General features: G+C 70.9%; 22 protein-coding genes. 17 read left to right on the forward strand and 5 right to left on the reverse strand.

Going from position 1 to position 21108, the window contains the following annotated elements; translation table 11 throughout:
- Nucleotides 1–8 precede the first annotated feature (8 nt).
- The 14 genes from N4G66_RS13645 to N4G66_RS13705 all read left to right on the forward strand — a co-directional run bounded on the left by N4G66_RS13645 (nt 9) and on the right by N4G66_RS13705 (nt 12246).
- Complete coding sequence (locus tag N4G66_RS13645; protein ID WP_261704335.1) at nt 9–1358, forward strand: hypothetical protein; 1350 nt, start codon at nt 9–11, stop codon at nt 1356–1358.
- 116 nt (nt 1359–1474) lie between these two features.
- Entirely contained in the window at nt 1475–2047 is a 573-nt protein-coding gene (locus N4G66_RS13650; protein ID WP_261704336.1) for a GNAT family N-acetyltransferase, read from the forward strand.
- A gap of 164 nt (nt 2048–2211) precedes the next feature.
- On the forward strand, nt 2212–2295 hold the full coding sequence (locus N4G66_RS45640) for a putative leader peptide (protein WP_309486338.1): 84 nt from the start codon (nt 2212–2214) through the stop codon (nt 2293–2295).
- Between the two features lie 135 nt (nt 2296–2430).
- Complete coding sequence (locus N4G66_RS13655; RefSeq protein ID WP_261704337.1) at nt 2431–4125, forward strand: nitrite/sulfite reductase; 1695 nt, start codon at nt 2431–2433, stop codon at nt 4123–4125.
- A complete protein-coding gene (locus N4G66_RS13660; RefSeq protein ID WP_261704338.1) occupies nt 4122–4301 on the forward strand; it encodes a hypothetical protein in 180 nt (59 codons plus the stop codon). The genes N4G66_RS13655 and N4G66_RS13660 overlap by 4 nt, the downstream gene beginning before the upstream one ends.
- Nucleotides 4298–5008: a phosphoadenylyl-sulfate reductase gene (locus N4G66_RS13665; RefSeq protein ID WP_261704339.1), complete on the forward strand. Its 711-nt coding sequence runs from the start codon at nt 4298–4300 to the stop codon at nt 5006–5008. Before N4G66_RS13660 ends, N4G66_RS13665 begins: the two co-directional genes overlap by 4 nt.
- On the forward strand, nt 5005–5598 hold the full coding sequence (cysC, locus tag N4G66_RS13670) for an adenylyl-sulfate kinase (protein WP_261704340.1): 594 nt from the start codon (nt 5005–5007) through the stop codon (nt 5596–5598). Before N4G66_RS13665 ends, cysC begins: the two co-directional genes overlap by 4 nt.
- On the forward strand, nt 5595–6533 hold the full coding sequence (cysD, locus tag N4G66_RS13675) for a sulfate adenylyltransferase subunit CysD (protein WP_261704341.1): 939 nt from the start codon (nt 5595–5597) through the stop codon (nt 6531–6533). Before cysC ends, cysD begins: the two co-directional genes overlap by 4 nt.
- A gap of 2 nt (nt 6534–6535) precedes the next feature.
- Nucleotides 6536–7891 carry a sulfate adenylyltransferase subunit 1 gene (locus N4G66_RS13680; RefSeq protein ID WP_261704342.1) on the forward strand — a complete coding sequence of 452 codons (1356 nt, stop codon included), beginning with the start codon at nt 6536–6538 and terminating at the stop codon, nt 7889–7891.
- 226 nt (nt 7892–8117) lie between these two features.
- Nucleotides 8118–9236, forward strand: a complete 1119-nt coding sequence (locus N4G66_RS13685; RefSeq protein WP_261704343.1) for an aliphatic sulfonate ABC transporter substrate-binding protein — start codon at nt 8118–8120, stop codon at nt 9234–9236.
- Between the two features lie 36 nt (nt 9237–9272).
- A complete protein-coding gene (locus N4G66_RS13690) occupies nt 9273–10061 on the forward strand; it encodes an ABC transporter ATP-binding protein (protein WP_261704344.1) in 789 nt (262 codons plus the stop codon).
- Nucleotides 10048–10950: an ABC transporter permease gene (locus tag N4G66_RS13695; protein ID WP_261704345.1), complete on the forward strand. Its 903-nt coding sequence runs from the start codon at nt 10048–10050 to the stop codon at nt 10948–10950. Before N4G66_RS13690 ends, N4G66_RS13695 begins: the two co-directional genes overlap by 14 nt.
- A gap of 7 nt (nt 10951–10957) precedes the next feature.
- On the forward strand, nt 10958–11704 hold the full coding sequence (locus N4G66_RS13700; RefSeq protein WP_261704346.1) for a sirohydrochlorin chelatase: 747 nt from the start codon (nt 10958–10960) through the stop codon (nt 11702–11704).
- A 167-nt stretch (nt 11705–11871) separates the two neighbouring features.
- Nucleotides 11872–12246, forward strand: a complete 375-nt coding sequence (locus N4G66_RS13705) for a hypothetical protein (RefSeq protein WP_261704347.1) — start codon at nt 11872–11874, stop codon at nt 12244–12246.
- A gap of 154 nt (nt 12247–12400) precedes the next feature.
- Here N4G66_RS13705 and N4G66_RS13710 read toward each other — a convergent pair whose 3' ends face one another.
- Nucleotides 12401–12994: a TIGR03086 family metal-binding protein gene (locus N4G66_RS13710; RefSeq protein ID WP_261704348.1), complete on the reverse strand. Its 594-nt coding sequence runs from the start codon at nt 12992–12994 to the stop codon at nt 12401–12403.
- Between the two features lie 203 nt (nt 12995–13197).
- On the opposite strand from N4G66_RS13710, the gene N4G66_RS13715 reads away from it, so the two are divergent.
- Nucleotides 13198–14052: a transglutaminase domain-containing protein gene (locus N4G66_RS13715; RefSeq protein WP_261704349.1), complete on the forward strand. Its 855-nt coding sequence runs from the start codon at nt 13198–13200 to the stop codon at nt 14050–14052.
- On the opposite strand, the gene N4G66_RS13720 is transcribed toward N4G66_RS13715, so the two are convergent.
- Both N4G66_RS13720 and N4G66_RS13725 read right to left on the reverse strand, forming a co-directional pair.
- Nucleotides 14033–14410, reverse strand: coding sequence for a nuclear transport factor 2 family protein (locus tag N4G66_RS13720; protein ID WP_261704350.1), 378 nt, complete (start codon nt 14408–14410; stop codon nt 14033–14035). The genes N4G66_RS13715 and N4G66_RS13720 overlap by 20 nt on opposite strands.
- Nucleotides 14403–14951, reverse strand: a complete 549-nt coding sequence (locus N4G66_RS13725) for a DUF1697 domain-containing protein (protein WP_261704351.1) — start codon at nt 14949–14951, stop codon at nt 14403–14405. Before N4G66_RS13725 ends, N4G66_RS13720 begins: the two co-directional genes overlap by 8 nt.
- Before the next feature lie 306 nt (nt 14952–15257).
- Between N4G66_RS13725 and N4G66_RS13730 the strand changes: the two genes are divergently transcribed.
- Nucleotides 15258–17531: an MMPL family transporter gene (locus tag N4G66_RS13730; RefSeq protein WP_261704352.1), complete on the forward strand. Its 2274-nt coding sequence runs from the start codon at nt 15258–15260 to the stop codon at nt 17529–17531.
- Nucleotides 17532–17863: 332 nt separating this feature from the next.
- The gene (locus N4G66_RS13735; RefSeq protein WP_261704353.1) at nt 17864–18727 is read left to right on the forward strand and encodes a phosphotransferase enzyme family protein; all 864 of its coding nucleotides are present in this window, start codon (nt 17864–17866) and stop codon (nt 18725–18727) included.
- A gap of 269 nt (nt 18728–18996) precedes the next feature.
- Here the strand turns inward: N4G66_RS13735 and N4G66_RS13740 are convergent, their stop codons facing one another.
- Together N4G66_RS13740 and N4G66_RS13745 are read right to left on the reverse strand one after the other, a co-directional pair.
- Entirely contained in the window at nt 18997–19719 is a 723-nt protein-coding gene (locus N4G66_RS13740) for a 3'-5' exonuclease (RefSeq protein WP_261704354.1), read from the reverse strand.
- Nucleotides 19720–19824: 105 nt separating this feature from the next.
- Nucleotides 19825–21066, reverse strand: coding sequence for an SAV2148 family HEPN domain-containing protein (locus tag N4G66_RS13745; RefSeq protein WP_261704355.1), 1242 nt, complete (start codon nt 21064–21066; stop codon nt 19825–19827).
- Nucleotides 21067–21108: the final 42 nt, after the last annotated feature.

Consider the following 21108-nt stretch of genomic DNA (forward strand, 5'->3'; position numbering starts at 1 on the left):
GAGGACGCATGAAGCAGCGCGGCAGGCATCGTCGTCGGAGAAGGGGACAGGCGCTGCGCGCCACCCTGGCCGGAACTGCGCTCGCGCTCACCGCGGCCGCCACCCTGATCAGCACCTCGCAGGCCACCGGCGCCAACAGTCCGGGCGGGCTCACCGCGCTCCGTTCCACCTCCGCGGCCCAGCAGCTGCGCCTCCACGAGAACCTCACCTCCCGGGACGCGCTCGACACGCTCAGCGGGAACATGGGCGGCAACGTGGGCGTCGAGGGAGTCCTGCGCGACGCCGACCGTTCGATGCGCAGCACCGCCGACTGCACGGGGGACGAGCGGGCCTCGCTGCCCGTCGAGCCGACGGCCACGCGCGCGTACTGCTGGGACGGTGCCGACGCGCGGACCGGGCAGTGGCAACCGCGTTCCGTGACCACGTCCGGCGACGCCGCCGACGACGGCCAGTGGGGCACGCGCCAGGTGATCCTGGCCGGCTGGACGCACCGTGACGGACAGGCTGCCGCGCCGGCCCGGGACGAGGGCCTGGCCAAGATCGCCTTCGTCGACGCGACCGACCCGGACGCCCTCAGCTACCGCTGGGTCCTGCTGGTCGCCCCGCGCGCCGGCGGCAAGGACTTCACCGCGGTCCACTCGGGCCTCGGCGGCATGGTCTGGTACCGGGACAAGCTGATCGTCACCGCGGAGCACGGCGAGGGCCTGCTCGTCTTCGACCTGCACCGGCTGCTGCGGGCCGACGTGGACAGCGGCGCCGTGGGCCGGGTGGGCCACGGCTACTCGGCCGCGGGCTACCGGTACGTGCTCCCCGCCGTCGGCTCGTACGACCCGGAGGGCGGCGCGTGTACCCGCGGCGGCGACCACGCGGTCCCCTGCTTCGGATCGCTCTCCCTGGACCGTACGACCACCCCGGACAGCCTGGTCGCGACGGAGGCCGCGGGCGACCGCCCGGAGCACACCCGCCTCTGGCGGTACGCGTTCAGTACCGCCGCGTACCGCACGGGGCTGCTCGCCGACGCCCAGGGACATGTGAACGCGGTCGAGGCCTACACGACCAGGGGCTCCGGGATCTCCGGCGCCCTCTCCCACCGGTCCGACGGCGCCCGCGAGGCCCAGTGGTACATCGGGCGGCCGGCCGACAGCCGCACCCAGCACGGCTCCCTGTGGCGGCAGAGCGGACACGGCGCCCAGGCGGCCACCTGCACCGCGGACCGGTCGCACGCCTGCTGGAGCCTCGACTCCGGGTCGCTCTCCTACTGGCAGCGGACAGGCGAGCTGTGGACGCTCACCGGCACGGCGGACCGACGGGTGCTCTACGCGGTGCCGCTGTCGTCGGTCGACGGCTCGCTCGGATAGCGGTCCGGCCTGCGGACACGCTCGGACAGCCGCTCGACGTGCGGAAACGCTCGGACAGCGGCCCGGTCTGCGGACACTTTTGGAAGGGCGCCCGCCCCCGTGATTCCCTGGCGGTCATGAGCAACGTCAGTGTGACCACCTGGTCCCTGGAGCAGACGGCCCCGACCGACCTGCTCCCCGCGAGCGCGCCGGACGGGGATCTGCGGATCGTCCGCGCCGAGATCCCCTCGCCCGAGTTCAGCCGCTTCCTCTACGCCTCGGTCGGCGGGGACATCCGCTGGACGGACCGGCTCGCGTGGACGTACGCCCAGTGGCAGGAGGTTCTGGCCCAGCCGGGCACGGAGACCTGGGTCGCCTACGACCGGGGGACGCCCGCGGGCTATGTCGAGCTGGGCGCGCAGGACGACGGGGCCGTGGAGATCGTCTACTTCGGGCTCATCCCCGCGTTCCGCGGCCGCCGGATCGGGGGACACCTCCTCTCGTACGGTGCCGCGCGCGCCTGGGACCTGGCCGAACGCCGGCCGGGACGGGCCGAGACGAAACGCGTCTGGGTGCACACGTGCAGCAAGGACGGCGAGCACGCGATGGACAACTATCTGCGCCGCGGCTTCAAACTCTTCGACACCCGGGTCGAGGAGGAGGCGGAGGTCGCCACGCCGGGGCCGTGGCCGGGGGCGCACACCGTCTGACCAGCTCTGGGCCACGGTGACCGCGGCCCCCGGAGCCTTCCCGCGGCACCGCGGGAGGCCCGAGCGTGTGATCGACAACACCCCTGTCTCGCGATGCGGGACAAGGGTGTCCACATGATGGATGACGGTGGACTGCCCGGAGATCCCCGTGACACGCTTCCGTCATGTCTGGAACTGGAATTGCCTTGGTGAGTCGGCGGCACGTCGACCTCGGCCGCATGTCCAGCGCCATCTGTCCGGCGAGCTGACCAGCCCAGCAGCGCCCGACCCTCTCCCTTTTGCGACCCTTGCGCAGTGCTGCGCCCATTCTTCCGTATGCACCCGTATGCGCAGGTCAGAGCCGCAGTCAGACCTGTCCCGCAGTCTCGAAGGACGTATCAACCATGGCCGCCACCCCGCAGAATCCCGCCGTCGCGCCCCGCCGCAAGGTGAGCCGTCACCGTGGCGAGGGTCAGTGGGCCGTAGGTCACTTCACCCCGCTCAACGGCAACGAGCAGTTCAAGAAGGACGACGACGGTCTCAACGTGCGGACACGCATTGAGACGGTCTACTCCAAGCGGGGCTTCGACTCGATCGACCCCAACGACCTGCGCGGCCGGATGCGCTGGTGGGGTCTCTACACCCAGCGCAAGCCCGGGATCGACGGCGGCAAGACCGCGATCCTGGAGCCGGAGGAGCTGGACGACAAGTACTTCATGCTGCGCGTCCGGATCGACGGCGGCCGGCTGACCACCGAGCAGCTGCGCGTCATCGGCGAGATCTCGCAGGAGTTCGCACGCGGCACCGCCGACCTCACGGACCGTCAGAACGTCCAGTACCACTGGATCCGCATCGAGGACGTCCCGGAGATCTGGGACCGCCTGGAGGCCGTCGGCCTGTCCACGACCGAGGCCTGCGGTGACACCCCCCGCGTCATCCTCGGCTCGCCCGTCGCCGGCATCGCCGAGGACGAGATCATCGACGGCACCCCGGCCATCGAGGAGATCCACCGCCGGGTCATCGGCAACAAGGACTTCTCGAACCTGCCCCGCAAGTTCAAGACCGCGGTCTCCGGCTCACCGCTGCTCGATGTGGCGCACGAGATCAACGACGTCGCCTTCGTCGGCGTGAACCACCCGGAGCACGGCCCCGGCTTCGACCTCTGGGTCGGCGGCGGCCTCTCCACCAACCCGAAGATCGGCCAGCGTCTCGGCGCCTGGGTCCCGCTCGACGAGGTCGCGGACGTCCACATCGGCGTCCTCTCGATCTTCCGCGACTACGGCTACCGGCGGCTGCGCACCCGCGCCCGCCTGAAGTTCCTGGTCGCCGACTGGGGCGTGGAGAAGTTCCGCCAGGTCCTGGAGGACGAGTACCTCCAGCGCAAGCTGGTCGACGGCCCCGCCCCCGACCAGCCGGTCGCCCGCTGGCGCGACCACGTCGGGGTGCACCGGCAGCAGGACGGCCGGTACTACGTCGGCTTCGCCCCGCGCGTCGGCCGCATCGACGGCGCCACCCTGACGAAGATCGCCGAGCTGGCCGAGGCACACGGCTCGGGCCGGCTGCGTACGACCGTCGAGCAGAAGATGATCGTGCTCGACGTGGACGAGACGCGGATCGACTCGCTCGTCGAGGGCCTGGAGGCGCTCGACCTGACCGCCAGGCCCTCCACCTTCCGGCGCGGCACGATGGCCTGCACCGGCATCGAGTACTGCAAGCTCGCGATCGTCGAGACCAAGGCGCGCGGCGCTTCCCTGATCGACGAACTCGAGCGCCGCATCCCCGAGTTCGAAGAGCCCCTCACCATCAACATCAACGGCTGCCCGAACGCCTGCGCCCGCATCCAGGTCGCGGACATCGGTCTCAAGGGCCAGTTGGTCCTCGACGAGAACGGCGAGCAGGTCGAGGGATACCAGGTGCACCTGGGCGGCGCGCTCGGTCTGGAGGCCGGATTCGGCCGCAAGGTCCGTGGTCTGAAGGTCACTTCGGACGAGCTGCCCGACTACATCGAGCGTGTCCTCAAGCGTTTCCAGGCGGAGCGCGAGGACGGCGAGCGCTTCGCCACCTGGGCCGCGCGTGCCTCCGAGGAGGCGCTGTCGTGAGCGAGCGTGCCGCGCCGTTCTACTGCCCGTACTGCGGAGACGAAGACCTGCGACCCAGCGAAGAGGGTCACGGCGCGTGGGAATGCGCGGCGTGCAACCGAGCCTTCCAGCTGAAGTTCCTGGGACTGCTGTCCCGGGGCGTCCAGCGGGAAGAGCGTGGAGGGGCGGAGATATGACGGCCATTCAGCAAGAGCGCACGGGCGAGGACTTGAAGAGCCTGGCCGAGCGGGCGGGGCGCGACCTGGAGGACGCCTCCGCGCTGGAGATCCTCCGCTGGGCGGTGGACACGTTCGGCGGGAAGTTCTGCGTGACCTCCTCCATGGAGGACGCGGTCGTCGCCCATCTCTCCTCGCGCGCCCGGCCCGGTGTGGACGTGGTGTTCCTCGACACCGGCTACCACTTCCCGGAGACCATCGGCACCCGCGACGCGGTCGAGGCCGTGATGGACGTCAACGTCATCACCCTCACCCCGCGTCGGACCGTGGCCGAGCAGGACGCCGAGCACGGGCCGAAGCTGCACGACCGCGACCCGGACCTGTGCTGCGCCCTGCGCAAGGTCAAGCCGCTCGAAGAGGGCCTGACCGCGTACGACGCCTGGGCGACCGGGCTGCGCCGCGACGAGTCCCCGACCCGGGCGAACACCCCGGTCGTCGGCTGGGACGAGAAGCGGCGGAAGGTCAAGATCTCGCCCATCGCCCGCTGGACGCAGGACGACGTGGACGCGTACGTCGCCGAGCACGGGGTCCTCACCAACCCGCTGCTGACGGACGGTTACGCCTCCGTCGGCTGCGCGCCCTGCACCCGCCGGGTGCTGGAGGGCGAGGACGCGCGCGCCGGCCGCTGGGCGGGCCGGGCGAAGACCGAGTGCGGGCTGCACGGATGACGACCACGACGACCGCGCCCGCCGCGGACCCCACGATTTCCCAGGAGCAGCAAGTGACGACCGGAGCCACCGTCTGGCTCACGGGTCTGCCGAGCGCCGGCAAGACCACCATCGCGTACGAACTGGCCGGCCGGCTGCGCGAGGAGGGCCACCGTGTCGAGGTCCTCGACGGCGACGAGATCCGCGAGTTCCTCTCGGCGGGCCTCGGCTTCAGCCGCGCCGACCGGCACACCAACGTGCAGCGCGTCGGCTTCCTCGCCGAACTGCTCGCCCGCAACGGCGTCAAGGCGCTCGTCCCGGTGATCGCGCCCTACGCGGACAGCCGCGAGGCCGTACGAGGGCGCCACCAGGCCGGGGGCACCCCGTACCTGGAGGTGCACGTGGCGACCCCGGTCGAGGTCTGCTCCGTACGCGATGTGAAGGGGCTGTACGCCAAGCAGGCCGCGGGCGAAATCTCGGGGCTGACCGGCGTCGACGACCCGTACGAGGCACCCGAGTCACCCGACCTGCGCATCGAGTCGCACACCCAGACCGTGCAGGAGTCCGCTGCCGCGCTGCATGCGCTGCTCACCGAGAGGGGTCTCGCATGACGACCGTCGCCAGTGTCTCCGAGGAGACGGAGAGCAGCCCGTACGCGCTGTCGCACCTGGACGCTCTGGAGTCCGAGGCCGTCCACATCTTCCGTGAGGTGGCGGGTGAGTTCGAGCGGCCGGTGATCCTGTTCTCCGGCGGCAAGGACTCCATCGTCATGCTGCACCTCGCGCTGAAGGCGTTCGCGCCCGCCGCGGTCCCCTTCACGCTGCTGCACGTCGACACCGGGCACAACTTCCCCGAGGTGCTCGACTACCGCGACCGGACGGTGGAACAGCACGGCCTGCGGCTGCACGTCGCCTCCGTGCAGGACTACATCGACCGCGGTGCGCTTCGTGAGCGTCCCGACGGGACACGCAACCCGCTGCAGACCCTGCCGCTGACCGAGAAGATCCAGTCCGAGCGCTTCGACGCCGTGTTCGGCGGCGGACGCCGTGACGAGGAGAAGGCCCGCGCCAAGGAGCGGGTGTTCTCCCTGCGCGACGAGTTCTCGCAGTGGGACCCGCGTCGCCAGCGCCCCGAGCTGTGGCAGCTCTACAACGGCCGCCACGCGCCCGGCGAGCACGTCCGCGTGTTCCCGCTGTCCAACTGGACCGAGCTCGATGTGTGGCAGTACATCGCCCGCGAGGGCATCGAACTCCCCGACATCTACTTCGCGCACGAGCGTGAGGTCTTCCAGCGGTCGAACATGTGGCTGACCGCCGGCGAGTGGGGCGGCCCGAAGGACGGCGAGACGGTCGAGAAGCGGCTCGTCCGCTACCGGACCGTGGGTGACATGTCCTGCACCGGCGCCGTCGACTCCGACGCGACCACGCTGGACGCCGTCATCACCGAGATCGCCGCCTCCCGGCTCACCGAGCGCGGCGCCACCCGCGCCGACGACAAGATGTCCGAGGCCGCGATGGAAGACCGCAAGCGCGAGGGGTACTTCTAGACATGACCAGCACCACCGAACCCACCGAGCCCCTGTCGGTCGAACAGCTGTCGGCGACCACCCTGCTGCGTTTCGCGACCGCGGGCTCCGTCGACGACGGCAAGTCCACGCTCGTCGGACGACTGCTGCACGACTCCAAGTCGATCCTCACGGACCAGCTGGAGGCCGTCGAGCGCGCCTCGGCCAGCCGCGGCCAGGACACCCCCGACCTCGCACTGCTCACCGACGGCCTGCGCGCCGAGCGCGAGCAGGGCATCACCATCGACGTCGCCTACCGCTACTTCGCCACCGCGCGCCGCCGTTTCATCCTCGCCGACACCCCCGGGCATGTGCAGTACACCCGGAACATGGTCACCGGCGCCTCCACCGCCGACCTCGCCGTCGTGCTCGTCGACGCCCGCAACGGTGTCATCGAGCAGACCCGCCGGCACGCCGCCGTCGCCGCCCTGCTGCGCGTCCCGCACGTCGTCCTCGCCGTCAACAAGATGGACCTCGTCGAGTACAAGGAGTCCGTCTTCGCGGCGATCGCCGAGGAGTTCACGGCGTACGCCTCGGAGCTGGGCGTCCCCGAGATCACCGCGATCCCGATCTCGGCGCTCGCCGGTGACAACGTGGTGGACGCCTCCGCGAACATGGACTGGTACGGCGGCCCGACGGTCCTGGAGCACCTGGAGACCGTGCCGGTCAGCCACGACCTGGCGCACTGCCACGCGCGGCTGCCCGTGCAGTACGTGATCCGCCCGCAGACCGCCGAGCACCCGGACTACCGGGGATACGCCGGTCAGATCGCGGCCGGTACCTTCCGCGTCGGCGAGAGCGTCACCGTGCTGCCGTCCGGGCGCACCACGAAGGTCGCCGGGATCGACCTGCTGGGCAAGCCGGTCGACATCGCGTGGACGCCGCAGTCGGTGACCCTCCTGCTGGAGGACGACATCGACATCTCGCGCGGTGATCTGCTCGTGCCGAGCAAGGACGCGCCCCCGACCACGCAGGACGTCGAGGCGACCGTCTGCCACGTGGCCGACGAACCGCTCACCGTCGGCCACCGGGTGCTGCTCAAGCACGGCACCCGCACCGTCAAAGCGATCGTCAAGGACATCCCGTCCCGGCTGACCCTGGACGACCTCTCGCTGCACCCGCACCCGGGCCGGCTGGTCGCCAACGACATCGGCCGCGTCAAGATCCGCACCGCCGAGCCGCTCCCGCTCGACGCGTACGCCGACTCCCGGCGCACCGGCGCGTTCATCCTGATCGACCCGGCCGACGGCACCACGCTGACCGCGGGCATGGTCGGCGAGTCCTTCGCCGCGCCGCAGCCGGTCAAGGACGATTCCGACGACGACGGCTGGGACTTCTGACATGAATCCTGTCGACTTCTACTCCACGTTCGCGAAGGAGGGCGGCCGCGTCGGCAGCGGCGCCCTCGGCAGCGGGCAGGGCGGGGTCGGGCGATGTGCGTGATGACGTACGCGCACTGCTTGCGCGCCCCGTCCCCCCACAGCCTGAGCGTCCGAAGACCTGCCGACTTCCCGGCCACGACCTGAGAAAGGCGTGACCGCCGGGCCACCGAGAGGAAACCCTCCCGTGCCTGCCATCCGCTCCACGCGCTCCAAACTGCTGACCCGCGGCATAGCCCTCGCCACCGCTCTCCCCCTGCTCGCTCTCGCCGCCTGCAGCTACGGCTCGGACGCGAAGGACGACACCAAGGCGAAGGTCGCCGCCGGGTCGAAGAAGATCGACGGACTCGACTCCGTGAAGATCGGCTACTTCGGCAACCTGACGCACGCCACCGCGCTGGTCGGCAACCAGAAGGGCTTCTTCCAGAAGGAGCTCGGCGCCACGGCCGCGAAGTACCAGATCTTCAACGCGGGCCCCTCCGAGATCGAGGCGCTCAACTCGGGCTCCATCGACATCGGCTGGATCGGCCCCTCGCCGTCGATCAACGGCTTCACGAAGTCCGAGGGCAAGAACCTGCGGATCATCGGCGGTTCGGCCTCGGGCGGCGTCAAGCTCGTGGTGAACCCCAAGAAGATCAAGTCCCTGAAGGACGTCAAGGGCAAGAAGATCGCGACGCCGCAGCTCGGCAACACGCAGGACGTCGCGTTCCTCAACTGGGCCGCGGAGCAGGGCTACAAGGTCGACGCGCAGAGCGGCAAGGGCGATGTCTCGGTCGTCCGCACCGACAACAAGATCACTCCGGACGCCTACAAGTCCGGCTCCATCGACGGCGCCTGGGTGCCGGAGCCGACCGCGTCCAAGCTGGTCGCCGAGGGCGCCAAGGTACTGCTCGACGAGTCGGACCTGTGGCCCGACAAGAAGTTCGTGATCACGAACATCATCGTGTCGCAGAAGTTCCTCAAGGAGCACCCGAAGGTCGTCGAGGCCGTCCTGAAGGGCTCGGTCGAGACCAACAAGTGGATCAACGCCAACCCGGACGACGCGAAGGCCTCGGCGAACAAGCAGCTGGAGGCCGACTCGGGCAAGGCGCTGCCGGCCGCTGTTCTCGACCCGGCCTGGAAGTCCATCCAGATCACCAACGACCCGCTGGCCTCCACGCTGAACACCGAGGCGGACCACGCGGTGAAGGCCGGTCTCCTGGACAAGCCGACCCTGACCGGCATCTATGACCTCACGCTCCTGAACAAGGTCCTCAAGGCCGCGGGCGAGAGCTCGGTCGACGACGCCGGTCTCGGCGTCAAGTAAGCCCGGATCCCGATGAGTTCCCAGGAGGTGACGACCATGGCCACGACGCTCGCCAAGGCCGCCGACGGCGCCGACACGACGGAGTACGCCGCCCGCATCGAGCACGTCTCGAAGTCCTTCGCCGGACCGGCGGGGCCCCAGCTCGTCCTCGACGACATCACCCTCGATGTCGCGCCGGGCGAGTTCGTCACCCTCCTGGGGGCCTCGGGGTGCGGCAAGTCCACACTGCTGAACCTGGTGGCGGGGCTCGACAAGCCCTCCGCCGGCTCCATCACGACCAATGGGCGCCCGGCTCTGATGTTCCAGGAGCACGCCCTCTTCCCGTGGCTGACCGCGGGCAAGAACATCGAACTCGCCTTGAGGCTCAGGGGAGTTCCGAAGGCGGAGCGACGCGAGCGTACCGAGGGACTGCTCGAACTCGTCCGGCTGAAGGGCGCGTACGGCAAGCGGGTGCACGAGCTGTCCGGCGGTATGCGCCAGCGCGTGGCGCTCGCGCGGGCCCTCGCGCAGGACAGCCAGATCCTGCTGATGGACGAGCCGTTCGCGGCACTGGACGCCATCACCCGGGACGTGCTGCACGACGAGCTGACCCGGATCTGGCGCGAGACGGGCCTGTCCGTCCTCTTCGTCACGCACAACGTCCGTGAGGCGGTGCGGCTCGCGCAGCGCGTGGTCCTGCTGTCCTCCCGTCCGGGCCGCATCGCCCGCGAGTGGACGGTGGACATTCCGCAGCCGCGCCGCATCGAGGACGCCCCCGTGGCGGAACTGTCCATCGAGATCACCGAAGAACTGCGTGGGGAGATCCGCCGCCATGGCCAGCACTGAGACGAAGTCCGACGCGGCCGTCAAGGAGAACGACGGACTGGGCGGTCTGGAGGCGGGCCTCGACGCGCTGGAGTCCTCCGTCGCCGGCCGCAGTTCCTTCGGCACGACCTTCCGGCAGAAGATACTGCCGCCGCTCGTCGCCTTCGTGGTGGTCCTGGCGGCCTGGCAGGCCCTGATCACGTTCAAGATCGTCGATGACCCGACCAAGCTGCCCTCGCCGTCCGCCGTCTGGGGCGAGGTCGAGAACGCCTGGCTCCAGGGCACGCTGCTCGACTACATCTGGACCAGCGTCTCGCGCGGTCTGCTCGGCTTCCTGTTCGCCCTGGTGATCGGGACCCCGCTGGGCCTGGTGGTGGCCCGGGTGAAGTTCGTGCGGGCCGCGATCGGCCCGATCCTGTCGGGCCTGCAGTCGCTGCCGTCGGTGGCATGGGTGCCGCCGGCCGTGATCTGGCTGGGCCTGAACAACTCGATGATGTACGCGGTGATCCTGCTCGGCGCGGTCCCCTCGATCGCCAACGGGCTGGTGTCGGGCGTGGACCAGGTGCCGCCGCTGTTCCTGCGGGCGGGCCGCACGATGGGTGCGACGGGGCTGCGCGGGACCTGGCACATCGTGATGCCGGCCGCGCTGCCCGGCTACCTGGCCGGTCTGAAGCAGGGCTGGGCGTTCTCCTGGCGCTCCCTGATGGCCGCGGAGATCATCGCCTCCTCCCCCGACCTCGGCGTGGGTCTCGGCCAGTTGCTGGAGAACGGCCGCAACGCCAGCTCCATGCCGATGGTCTTCCTCGCCATCTTCCTCATCCTGTTCGTCGGTATCGCCATCGACCTGCTGATCTTCAGCCCGGTGGAGCGGCGGGTGCTGCGCAGCCGCGGACTCCTGGTGAAGGGCTGACCCCGTCATGAGCAGGCCCGAGCGCCCCGTCCTCGTCGTCATCGCCCACGGCAGCCGCGATCCGCGGCACGCCGCGACGGTGCATGCCCTGGTACGAAGGGTGCGCGCCCAGCGCCCGGGCCTGCGCGTGGAGACCGGGTTCCTCGACTTCAACATCCCGTCCGTACAGGGGGTGCTGAACTCCCTGGCGGCCGAGGGCGTCCGCGACGTGGTGGCCCTGCCACTGCTGCTGACCCGCGCCTTCCACGCCAAGTCCGACATCCCGGCGGTGCTGCGCCAGGCGCCGTCGCGGCTGCGCGTCCGGCAGGCCGAGGTGCTCGGCCCGTCCCCGCTGCTGACGGCCGCGCTCGAACGCCGGCTGTACGAGGCCGGGCTGACGCCCGCCGACAAGTCCCGGGCCGGGGTCGTCCTGGCCTCGGCGGGGTCCACCGACCCGGAGGCGATCGCGGTGATCGCAGAAATCGCGCGGGAGTGGCGGCACACCGGTTGGTGCGCCGTGCGGCCCGCGTTCGCCTCCGCATCCCTTCCCCGCACCGAGGACGCGGTCCGCGAACTGCGCGCCCTCGGCTGCGAACGCGTCGCCGTCGCCCCGTACGTCCTGGCCCCCGGTTTCCTGCCGGACCGTATCGCCCGGGGTGCCGCCGGGGCGGACGTCCTCGCCGATGTCCTCGGTCCCGCGCCGGAGGTCGCGCGCCTCCTGCTGGACCGCTACGACGAGGCACGGATGCCGTCCTTGGCGGCGATCGGCGCCTGACCTCGAAGGCGGGCCTTCGAGGCGGCCTGCGGATGGCGCACCGGAAACCCGGCTGCCGCCCGACGCCCGTGTGTGGTGCAATTCCCGGAACCGCCGGGCCGGACCGACGGGCGATCCGGCGGGGCCCGTCACGGTCGGCACCGCAAACGGGCGAGGAGCGAGAGTTCGTGAAGATCCTGGTGATCGTCGCCGTCTGCGTCGTCGGGTATCTGTTCGCCGGCCAGTGCGCATGGGTTCTGTACGGCTGGATCAAGGACGGGAAGGCACTCTGGCTGACCCCCTGGGGTCTGCGGGAGGCTGTGGAGGATCGGATGCCGACGGACGCCTCCGGGCTCCCTCTGGCGCTGATGCTATGGGTCTTCATGTCCGTCGCATGGCCCTTCCCGCTCGCTATGACCGTGTCCGAGGACCTGCGGGAACGCCGGGAACGGCGGGAGCGCCTGGAGCAGCGGAAGCGGGAGGCGCGGCAGTTGTGGCGGAGCCGGTCTCGTCCGCCGTCCGCGGCTCCCGTCGAGGCGCGGCCGGACGCCCCTGACGACTGAGGCTTTCTCGGCGGAACGATCCGCGTGCGGCGGTTGTGAACCACCCCGCGCGCGGCGGCCGGACAGGCCATACCCGACTCCGGGCAGACGTGGAGCGGACCAGGGGGCCTCCTCCCCCCTGGCCCAGGCTCCTTCCACCGTCGGCCCAGGCTTCCTACACCGTGGCCCGGCGTGGATCGCGGCCGCTGTGGGCGAGGGCGCGCTCGAACGCGGGCGCGTCCTCGGAGACGTCCACCGGGTCGGCGAAGCCGTCGTACCGGCGGTAGAGCTCGGCATGGGTGTCGACGACGTCGAGGACGAACCGGGCGGTGCCGTCCGAGACGTCGAAGCGCTGGCCGGTGGCCGCGGCGACGTCCCAGCCGTGCACCGCCAGCTCCTTGACGATCATCGAGGCGATGTCCGCCGCGGGCATCTTCGCCGTCCCGAGGTCGACCTCGCCGTCCCATACGGCGGGGTCGTCCCAGGCGGCGACCGCGCGGTCGAGCTGCTCGGCGTAGGCCGCGGCCCAGCCGGGTTCGGCCGTGAAGTCGCGCGCGGTCAGCTCCTCGGGGAGCTGCTTGCGCAGGGCCCGGTGCTCCAGACCGTGCGAGGTGTAGAGGACCCAGTGGTTGACCAGGGTGCGGATGTCCCAGTCCGTGCAGTGCGAGGGCTCGGACAGCCGCTCCGCCGTGACACCGCGGGCCACACGGGCGGCCTCGGCGGCGCATTCGACCATGTGCGGATACACGTTCTTGTACGCATCGTTCATGGGTTCCACGCTAGGGACGCGGCGCCCGCGCCTCTTGAACAAACGCGACAGCGTCGTCGGCGGACCCACGAGCTCCACCACCGGCATCGCCCCGGCCGCCCGGCGTTCGCGCGCGAATCCCCTTGTCGGCTCACCGGCCCGCGCGGGGTCCGGAAGGCCACCGGTTTGACCTTGCCCTCGGGGCAGACCCGAGGATCCGGGGCATGGACTTCCATCTGACGCAGAGCGTCTTCAGCGACCCGGGCGGTCCTGGCCTCGGCGAGCTGTCCAGTGATCCTCGGCAACTCGCGCTTCTCGCAAGGAATCTGATCATCCATCGGAACGAGGGCGAACGCTTCGGCCATGCCATCCCGGAGCGGCGGCTCCGCGAGGACGCGGAAGCGCGCTATATGACGGAGATGATGCGGATCCTGCGGGAGCGCTCGGAGGCGCCGCTGACCCGAGGGCGCGAGCCGGATGAACGGTTCGTCGGGACCTGCCGCGACTTCTCCCTGCTGCTGTGTTCGATGCTGCGGGCGACGGGCACCCCCGCCCGGCTGCGCTGCGGATTCGCCACCTACTTCGTGGAAGGCTTCCACGACGACCACTGGGTCACCGAGTACCGTCCGACGGAGGGCGGCTGGCGGCTGGCGGACGCGCAGATCGCGTACGGCCCCTACGAGGTGGACTTCGATCCGCTGGATGTCCCGAGGGACCGGTTCGTCGTGGCGGGGCAGGCCTGGCGGGAGTGCCGGGCCGGCCGCGTAGACCCCGGCACCTTCGGCGTCGCCGGACTCCAAGGGATCAGGGGCCTGTGGTACGTCCGCGGCAGTGTCCTACGTGACCTGGCCGCCCTCAACGGCGTCGAGGTGCTTCCCTGGGACTGCTGGGGACCCGAGGTTCTCGACGACGCCGCCCTCACCGAGGACGACCTCGCCCTGGCCGACGCCGTCGCCGCGGCCCGCACGGACGACGGGGTCCGACGCCTGTACCGGGACCCGCGCCTGACCGTCCCGGACGAGATCACCTCGTACACGACCTATGCGGGCGTACGAAGGGTCACCCTTCCACGGAGCTGAACGGGGTGCCCTGGTGGAAGTACAGCAGCCACTCGGTGCCGGTGCGGCGCCACAGTGAACTCCGATGTGCCCGGCGGCCGTTGTTGTCGGTGTCGAACGTCAGATGGACCAGGTCGGCGGCGAGCTGGACGCCCTTCATGCGCGTGGTCGTGCTGCGGCCACCGGCTTCCGTGTCCGTCTCCGAGGCCAGCATCGCGACCGTCGAGGCGCGGTCCCAGATGTCTCCGGACGCGCCGAACTCGTAGAAGTCGGGGTGCAGCAGCGCGCCGACGAGGTCGGCCGAGCGGCGGACCGCCGGGTCGAGCAGGCGCAGTTCACACTCGATGGCGGCTTCGACGGCGGCATTGCGCTCAAGCACCGGTCAGCTCCTCCAGTTTGACGACGGTGTTCCAGTTCCGTGTGGTGGCGAGGACGCCCTTGAGGAGTCTGGGCTTCGCCAGGGCCTCCGCCAGCTTGGAACGGCCGAGACCGTCGGGTGCGTACAGGTAGAGGACACGGTCGCCGAGGCGGAACTCCTCGGGGAGGAAGGCCGCGGGCTCGACGGAGGCGAAGCGCGCGGCGTCGACGGGGTCCGAGAAGTACGTGACGTGCAGCTGCTTGGCCTCCAGTTCGGCGGCCGGGAACGGGCACGCCTCCTGGACGGCCTTCAGATAGCCGTGATCGCGGACGAGCACGCCGACGCCGAAGCCGAAATGCTTCTCGATGGCCCCGGAGAGCTCCTCGGCGAGGGATTCCTCGTCGCCGCGGCCGCTGCTGAACACCGCGTTCCCGCTCTGGAGATAGGTGCGGACGTCGCCGTATCCGAGGCCCTCCATCAGGGTGCGCAGCTCGGCCATCGGCACCTTCTTCGCGCCGCCCACATTGATGCCGCGCAACAGCGCCGCGTACGTCGTCGTCATCCGCCCACCTTAAAACGGCCGCCCTGCCCGCGCGGGTGGGCACGACGGCCGCGTTCCCCGAGGCTTGCTCCTCGGGCGGCCGGACCGGGCACGCCCCGCCGACCCCTGAGCGGCGTCCCCGAGAAGTGCCGTTGCGTGTAAGGGGCTTCTGTCCTCCCCAGTGCGGAGGCCCCGGGGTCCGCGGGGAGGAGCCGGCGTGCCGAGGGGTCACCGGACAGCACGACGAGACGCTCTTATCGGGGCCATACCTTCGATACAAAGGTGACGGCAGGGGGCTGTCACCGCACACAAAGGGGCTGGCCCGTCATGGGGAACGGAGACACACGGGTGCGGGGCATCGCCGCGCGAGCAGGCGGCTGGAGCGCCCGGCACCGATGGGCGGCCGTCGGAATCTGGGTGCTGTTCGTCGTCCTGGCGATGGGCCTCGGCTCCGCGGCGGGCCGCGTCGACGTCAAGGAGAGCGACCAGCTCAAGGGGGAGACGCACACCGCAGCCAAGATCATCGAGGACGCCGGCATCAAGGAGCCGGCCAGTGAGACGGTCCTGATCCAGGCGAAGGACGCGGGCGCCAAGGCCACGGACACCGAGTTCAGGGGCGCGGTCGCCGCGGTCGTCAAGGCAGTCGGCGCCACCGGTCGGGTCACGGACGTGACATCGCCGTACGACACCGGGACGATCTCGAAGGACGGCCGCAGCGCGCTCGTGCAGTTCGACATGCGCGGCGACTCCGAGACGGCGGGCGACCGCGTCGAGCCCGTGCTGAACGCCGTCCAGGGCGTGCAGAAGGACCATGCCGGGCTGCGGATCGAGGAGATCGGCGGCGCCAGCATGAAGAAGCAGTACGACGACGCGTTCGGCGACGACTTCCAGAAGGCCGAACTCTCCGCCGTGCCCGTGGCGCTCGGCATCCTGCTGATCGCGTTCGGCGCGCTCGTGGCGGCGCTGCTTCCGGTGGCGCTCGCGGTCACCGCCATCATGGCGACGATGGGTCTGATGGGCGTGGTCAGCCACCTGATGCCGATGAGCGACACGGCCAACTCGGTGATGCTGCTGGTGGGTCTGGCCGTCGGTGTCGACTACTGCCTGTTCTATCTGCGGCGTGAGCGCGAGGAGCGGGAGGCGGGGCGCGACGCCGGCACGGCGCTGCGGATCGCCGCCGCGACCAGTGGCCGCGCCATCATCGTCTCCGGTGTCACCGTGTGCGTGGCGATGGCGGGCATGCTCTTCACCGGGCTCGCCGAGTTCGAGGCGATGGGCCTGGCCTCGCTGATGGTCGTCGCCGTCGCCATGGTCGGTTCGGTCACCGTGCTGCCCGCGCTGCTCTCCCTGCTCGGCGAGCGCGTCGAGAAGGGCCGCATCCCGTTCCTGCACCGGGCCAAGCGGCCCGCCGCGAACGGCGGCCGGAGCAACCGCCGTCCGGCCGACGAGGGCAGCCGGTTCTGGGGCGCCGTCCTGCGCGTGGTGCTCGCCCGGCCCGCGATCTCCCTGGTCGTCGCGACGGGCGCGCTGCTCGCCATCGCCGCTCCGGCGCTCGGAATGAAGACCCAACAGCTCACCCTGGACAAGGAGTTCGGCAACTCGCTGTCGATCGTCGGCACGTACAACCGGCTCAACGACGCCTTCCCCGGCGGCTCCGAGCCGGCCGAGGTGATCGTCAAGGCGCGGGACATCAACGCCGCCGAGGTGAAGGCCGCGCTCGCCGACTTCCGCGCGGCGGCCGTCAGTTCGGGTGCCTCGCGCGGTCCGGTCGACATCAAGGTGCACGCGGAGCACAACGTCGCCTTCGTCTACGTCCCGCTGGTCGGCGGCTCCGACCAGGACAAGGCGGAGAAGAGCCTGGAGCTGCTGCGTGACAAGGTACGCCCGCAGACGCTCGGGAAGGTCGACGGGCTGCAGGCACCGATCACCGGACAGGTCGCGGGATCGCACGACTTCAACGACCAGCTGATCGGCTCGGTGACCCCGGTCTTCGCCTTCGTGGTCGTCTTCGCCTTCCTCCTGATGCTGCTCTCCTTCCGCTCGCTGACGATCGCGATCACCTCGATCGTGCTCAACCTCCTCTCGGTGGCGGCCGCCTACGGCATCCTGGTCGCGGTCTTCCAGCACGGCTGGGGCGCGTCCCTGGTGGGCGCGGCGGGCGTCGGCGCGATCGTCGCCTGGCTGCCGCTGTTCCTCTTCGTGATCCTCTTCGGGCTCTCGATGGACTACCACGTGTTCGTGGTCTCCCGGATCCGGGAGGCACGGCTGCGGGGCCGCAGCACCAAGGACGCGATCCGGCACGGAGTGGTCACCACGGCCGGTGTCGTCACCAGCGCCGCCGTCATCATGGTCGCCGTCTTCGCGATCTTCGGGACGCTGTCCATGCAGTCCATGAAGCAGATGGGTGTGGGCCTGGCGGCCGCGGTGCTCATCGACGCGACGATCATCCGGGGTGTCCTGCTCCCCGCGGTGATGGCGCTGCTCGGCGAGCGCAACTGGTACCTGCCGAAGTGGCTGAACCGGATGCCCGACCTCACCCACGACGAGGCACCCGAGGCCGTCGCGCCGCCGGTGCCGCAGGGCGAGCGGGCCGGGGTGTAGCCGGTCGCAACCGGCTACCGCAACGGCCGGCTCGAACACCGGCCGGAACCATCCGCCCGAACCACCGGCCGGAACCACCGGCGCGAACCACCGCGCACCTTTCAGGGCCTGTAGGCCCCCTCCTCCCGGAGGGGGCCTACAGGCCCTTCGCGCAGGTGGTCACGCCGTACGGGCGGTGCGGGCCGTCGAGGCAACGCGCACCCGGTCCCACCTGTGGGAATGCGACACTGGCCGATGGACGGCGGGCACTCGGAGCCGCCGTGGGCGAGGGGCACGCCGGCGGCGCGCCCGGGCCTGTCGGACGGACAGGCCCCAGGACACGGAGGCGAGCGATGGACGAGGCACGGGCGCGGGACGTACTGGCCGCGGCGAAGGTACTGCCGGGGCCGGTGTTGGAGGCGTCACTCCTCGCCCTCGGCGAGAACGCGGTGTTCGCCGCCGACGACCTGGTCGTCAAGGTGGGGCGCGACGCCGAACTCCTCGACCGCGCGCGCCGGGAACTGGACATCGCCGCCTGGCTCGCCGAGTCGGGCGTCCCGGCGGTGCGGGCCGCGGAGCCCGAGCCGCTGCTGGTCGACGGACACCCCGTGACGGTGTGGCACCGGCTGCCCGATCCCGTCCGCCCCGCCGAGCCGCGCGATCTGGCCGGACTGCTGCGGATCGTGCACGCGCTGCCCTCCCCCTCCTTCGCCCTGCCGCCCCGCGAACTCCTCGGCGGTGTGGAGCGCTGGCTACGTCTCGCGGGCGACGTGATCGACCCCGTGGACGCGGCGTATCTGCGGGAGCGGCGCGACGGCTTCGCCGCGGCCGCCGCCGCGCTCACCCCGCAGCTGCCGCCGGGCCCGATCCACGGTGACGCGCTGCCCCGCAACGTCCATGTCGGCCCGGACGGCCCGGTCCTGGTCGACCTGGAGACCTTCTCCGCCGATCTGCGCGAGCACGACCTGGTGGTCATGGCCCTCTCCCGCGACCGCTACGGGCTTCCCCCCGAGGGGTACGACTCCTTCACCTCGGCGTACGGCTGGGACGTGCGCGCGTGGGAGGGCTGCTCCGTCCTGCGGGGCGCACGCGAGACCGCCAGCTGCGCCTGGGTCGCCCAGCACGCGCCGACGAACCCCAAGGCGCTGGCCGAGTTCGAGCGCCGGGTGGCGTCGTTGCGGGACGGCGACGAGACGGTGCGCTGGTACCCGTTCTGACCTGACGCCGGGCATCCGCCCCCGCACCGGCGTCGCCCGACGCCCCCACCACCGCATCCGAGCCCCCACCCTGGCCGGACCCGGTGCCCCTGTCCGATGGCGGGGTGCGCGCGGACGGTGGAAGGGTGCGCGCAGACGCCGACGGGCGCGCGCGGACACTGGCAGGCGCGCGGACACTGGCGGGCGCGCGCAAACGGCACGCCTCACCACGTCCGGACCTCGTCACCGTCTCCGGTGGCGGATGCGCACAGGTGGGCCCCGGGATCGGGTCAGACCCTTTCGTCCGCCAGGTCCCGCAGCGGCCAGGTCCCGTCCACCACAGCGTCCGCCTCACCCTTGCGGCGCAGGAAGGACTGGAAGTCCGCCGCCCATTCCGCGTACCACTCGATCTGGCGGCGGTGCAGCTCGACGGGGCCGAGGGCCGCGACCTTGGGGTGGCGGCCGGCTATCGCGCAGGCGAGCCGGCCCGCGGCAAGGGCGTCGGCCGAGGCGTCGTGGGCGGAGTCCAGGACCACCCCGTACTCGGTGCAGACCGCTTCGAGGTTGCGCTTGCCCCGGCGGTATCGGTCGACGGAGCGGTCGATCGTGTACGGGTCGATGACCGGGGCCGGGTCGATGCCGCCCAGCCGCTCGCGCAGCGACGGCAGTCCGTACCGCCGCAGCTCGGCGGAGAGCAGTGTCAGGTCGAAGGCCGCGTTGTACGCGACGACCGGAACGCCGGTCCGCCAGTAGGTGACGAGGACGCCCGCGATCGCGTCGGCGACCTCGTCGGCCGGCCGGCCCTCGGTGGTCGCCCGCTCATTGGTGATCCCGTGCACCGCCACCGCGTCGACCGGGATCTCCACGCCCGGATCGGCCAGCCACTCGCGGCGGCCCAGCGGCTCTCCGCCCTTGACCTCTATCACGGCCCCCGTGACGATGCGCGACTCGCGCGGATCGGTCCCGGTCGTCTCCAGGTCGAAGCCGATCAGCAGCTCCCGGTGCCAGCCCATGGGTGGCCCCCCTTCTTCGTGGTGCTTTCCCCCAGTGGTCTCCACGATCCCATGAGCCACTGACAATCCGAGGACCGCGTTCCACTCGGCCGCTGAGAACGGCCTTCAGGACACCGGCCGCGAATCGGACCAAGCCACCTCGAACTCCTCACGATAAGTGGGGAAAAGTCCCTCTTCATTGCTTTCATCCGGTTTGAGCACTCGATTTCCACCGCGCAGCACCAGAACCGGGGCCTCCATGCCACGGGTGCGGCGCAGATACGACTGCACGACCGCGACGCCGTCGGAGCCGTCCCCGTCCACGAGGTAGGCGGTGAAGCGGGGCGTCTCGTCGTAGACCTGGATCTCGAAGGCGTCCGGGTCGCGCAGCCGGGACCTCACCCGCCGCATGTGCAGGATGTTCATCTCCACCGCCCGGCTCAACTCGCCGCGCTTGATGCCGAGTTCGCGCTCACGGCGCTTGACCGCACTGGACGCGGGGTTCAGGAACAGCAGCCGCGTCCGGCAACCGGACTCGGCGAGACGGACCAGCCGGCGCCCGGAGAAGTTCTGCACCAGCAGGTTGAGGCCGATACCGATCGCGTCGAGTCGGCGGGCCCCGCCGAAGAGGTCCTCGGCGGGGAACTGGCGCAGCAGCCGAACCCGGTCGGAGTGCACACCGACGACGTCCGCGTAGCGGTCGCCCACGAGGTTCTCCACGGCGTCCACGGGCAGCCGGCGTGCGGAGGGCACGTCGCTCCCGGCGCCGAGGATCTCCAGGAGCTTCGCGGCGGCCCGCTCGGCCTGGCCCAGCACGGCCTCGGACAGAGCCCGGTTGCGCGACACGACGTTCCGGGTCACTTCCAGCTCGTCCAGGGCGAGTTCGACATCCCGGCGCTCGTCGAAGTAGGGCTCGAAGCACGGCCAGTGCTGCACCATCAGCTCGCGCAGCTGGGGCAACGTGAGGAAGCTGAGCACGTTGTCGTCGGCCGGGTCGAGCAAGTACCCCTTGCGACGGCTGACTTCGCGCACGGCGACGGCGCGCTGCACCCACTCCTGGCCGGCCGGTCCCGCGGCGGCGACCACCCAGTCGTCGCCGCCGTGGACGGGTTCGTAGATGGGACGGAGAACAGCGGCCACGACCGCGCGCAGCCGCTGTTCGACCAGGTTCAGCCAGATGTAGGCGCGTCCGGCCCGCTGGGCGCGCGTACGCACCTCGCGCCAGGCGTCGGCGCCCCAGTCCAGTTCCGGTCCAATGGATCCCATTTCCATCGGCCGTGCCAGGGACACCGCGCCGGGTGGGACATCTGTGGAGTTCCCCTCGTGACTCTCGTCACCAGGAGGCAGCTCCAGCCCTCCCGAGCCCACCCGCGCACCGCCTTCCGCTCCCCCGAGCACTCCCCAGGGGCC

Origin of the sequence: Streptomyces rhizosphaerihabitans (assembly GCF_025399795.1) — a bacterium.
Classification (GTDB): domain Bacteria; phylum Actinomycetota; class Actinomycetes; order Streptomycetales; family Streptomycetaceae; genus Streptomyces; species Streptomyces rhizosphaerihabitans.

Coding starts and splice junctions, on each gene's coding strand:
- cysD (WP_261704341.1), top strand. CDS start 5,595: ATGACGACCGTCGCCAGTGTCTCCGAGGAGACGGAGAGCAGCCCGTAC.
- N4G66_RS13655 (WP_261704337.1), top strand. CDS start 2,431: ATGGCCGCCACCCCGCAGAATCCCGCCGTCGCGCCCCGCCGCAAGGTG.
- N4G66_RS13715 (WP_261704349.1), top strand. CDS start 13,198: ATGGACTTCCATCTGACGCAGAGCGTCTTCAGCGACCCGGGCGGTCCT.
- N4G66_RS13690 (WP_261704344.1), top strand. CDS start 9,273: ATGGCCACGACGCTCGCCAAGGCCGCCGACGGCGCCGACACGACGGAG.
- N4G66_RS13645 (WP_261704335.1), top strand. CDS start 9: ATGAAGCAGCGCGGCAGGCATCGTCGTCGGAGAAGGGGACAGGCGCTG.
- N4G66_RS13735 (WP_261704353.1), top strand. CDS start 17,864: ATGGACGAGGCACGGGCGCGGGACGTACTGGCCGCGGCGAAGGTACTG.
- N4G66_RS13725 (WP_261704351.1), bottom strand. CDS start 14,951: ATGACGACGACGTACGCGGCGCTGTTGCGCGGCATCAATGTGGGCGGC.
- cysC (WP_261704340.1), top strand. CDS start 5,005: ATGACGACCACGACGACCGCGCCCGCCGCGGACCCCACGATTTCCCAG.
- N4G66_RS13730 (WP_261704352.1), top strand. CDS start 15,258: ATGGGGAACGGAGACACACGGGTGCGGGGCATCGCCGCGCGAGCAGGC.
- N4G66_RS13710 (WP_261704348.1), bottom strand. CDS start 12,994: ATGAACGATGCGTACAAGAACGTGTATCCGCACATGGTCGAATGCGCC.
- N4G66_RS13650 (WP_261704336.1), top strand. CDS start 1,475: ATGAGCAACGTCAGTGTGACCACCTGGTCCCTGGAGCAGACGGCCCCG.
- N4G66_RS13665 (WP_261704339.1), top strand. CDS start 4,298: ATGACGGCCATTCAGCAAGAGCGCACGGGCGAGGACTTGAAGAGCCTG.
- N4G66_RS13680 (WP_261704342.1), top strand. CDS start 6,536: ATGACCAGCACCACCGAACCCACCGAGCCCCTGTCGGTCGAACAGCTG.
- N4G66_RS45640 (WP_309486338.1), top strand. CDS start 2,212: ATGTCTGGAACTGGAATTGCCTTGGTGAGTCGGCGGCACGTCGACCTC.
- N4G66_RS13695 (WP_261704345.1), top strand. CDS start 10,048: ATGGCCAGCACTGAGACGAAGTCCGACGCGGCCGTCAAGGAGAACGAC.
- N4G66_RS13740 (WP_261704354.1), bottom strand. CDS start 19,719: ATGGGCTGGCACCGGGAGCTGCTGATCGGCTTCGACCTGGAGACGACC.
- N4G66_RS13700 (WP_261704346.1), top strand. CDS start 10,958: ATGAGCAGGCCCGAGCGCCCCGTCCTCGTCGTCATCGCCCACGGCAGC.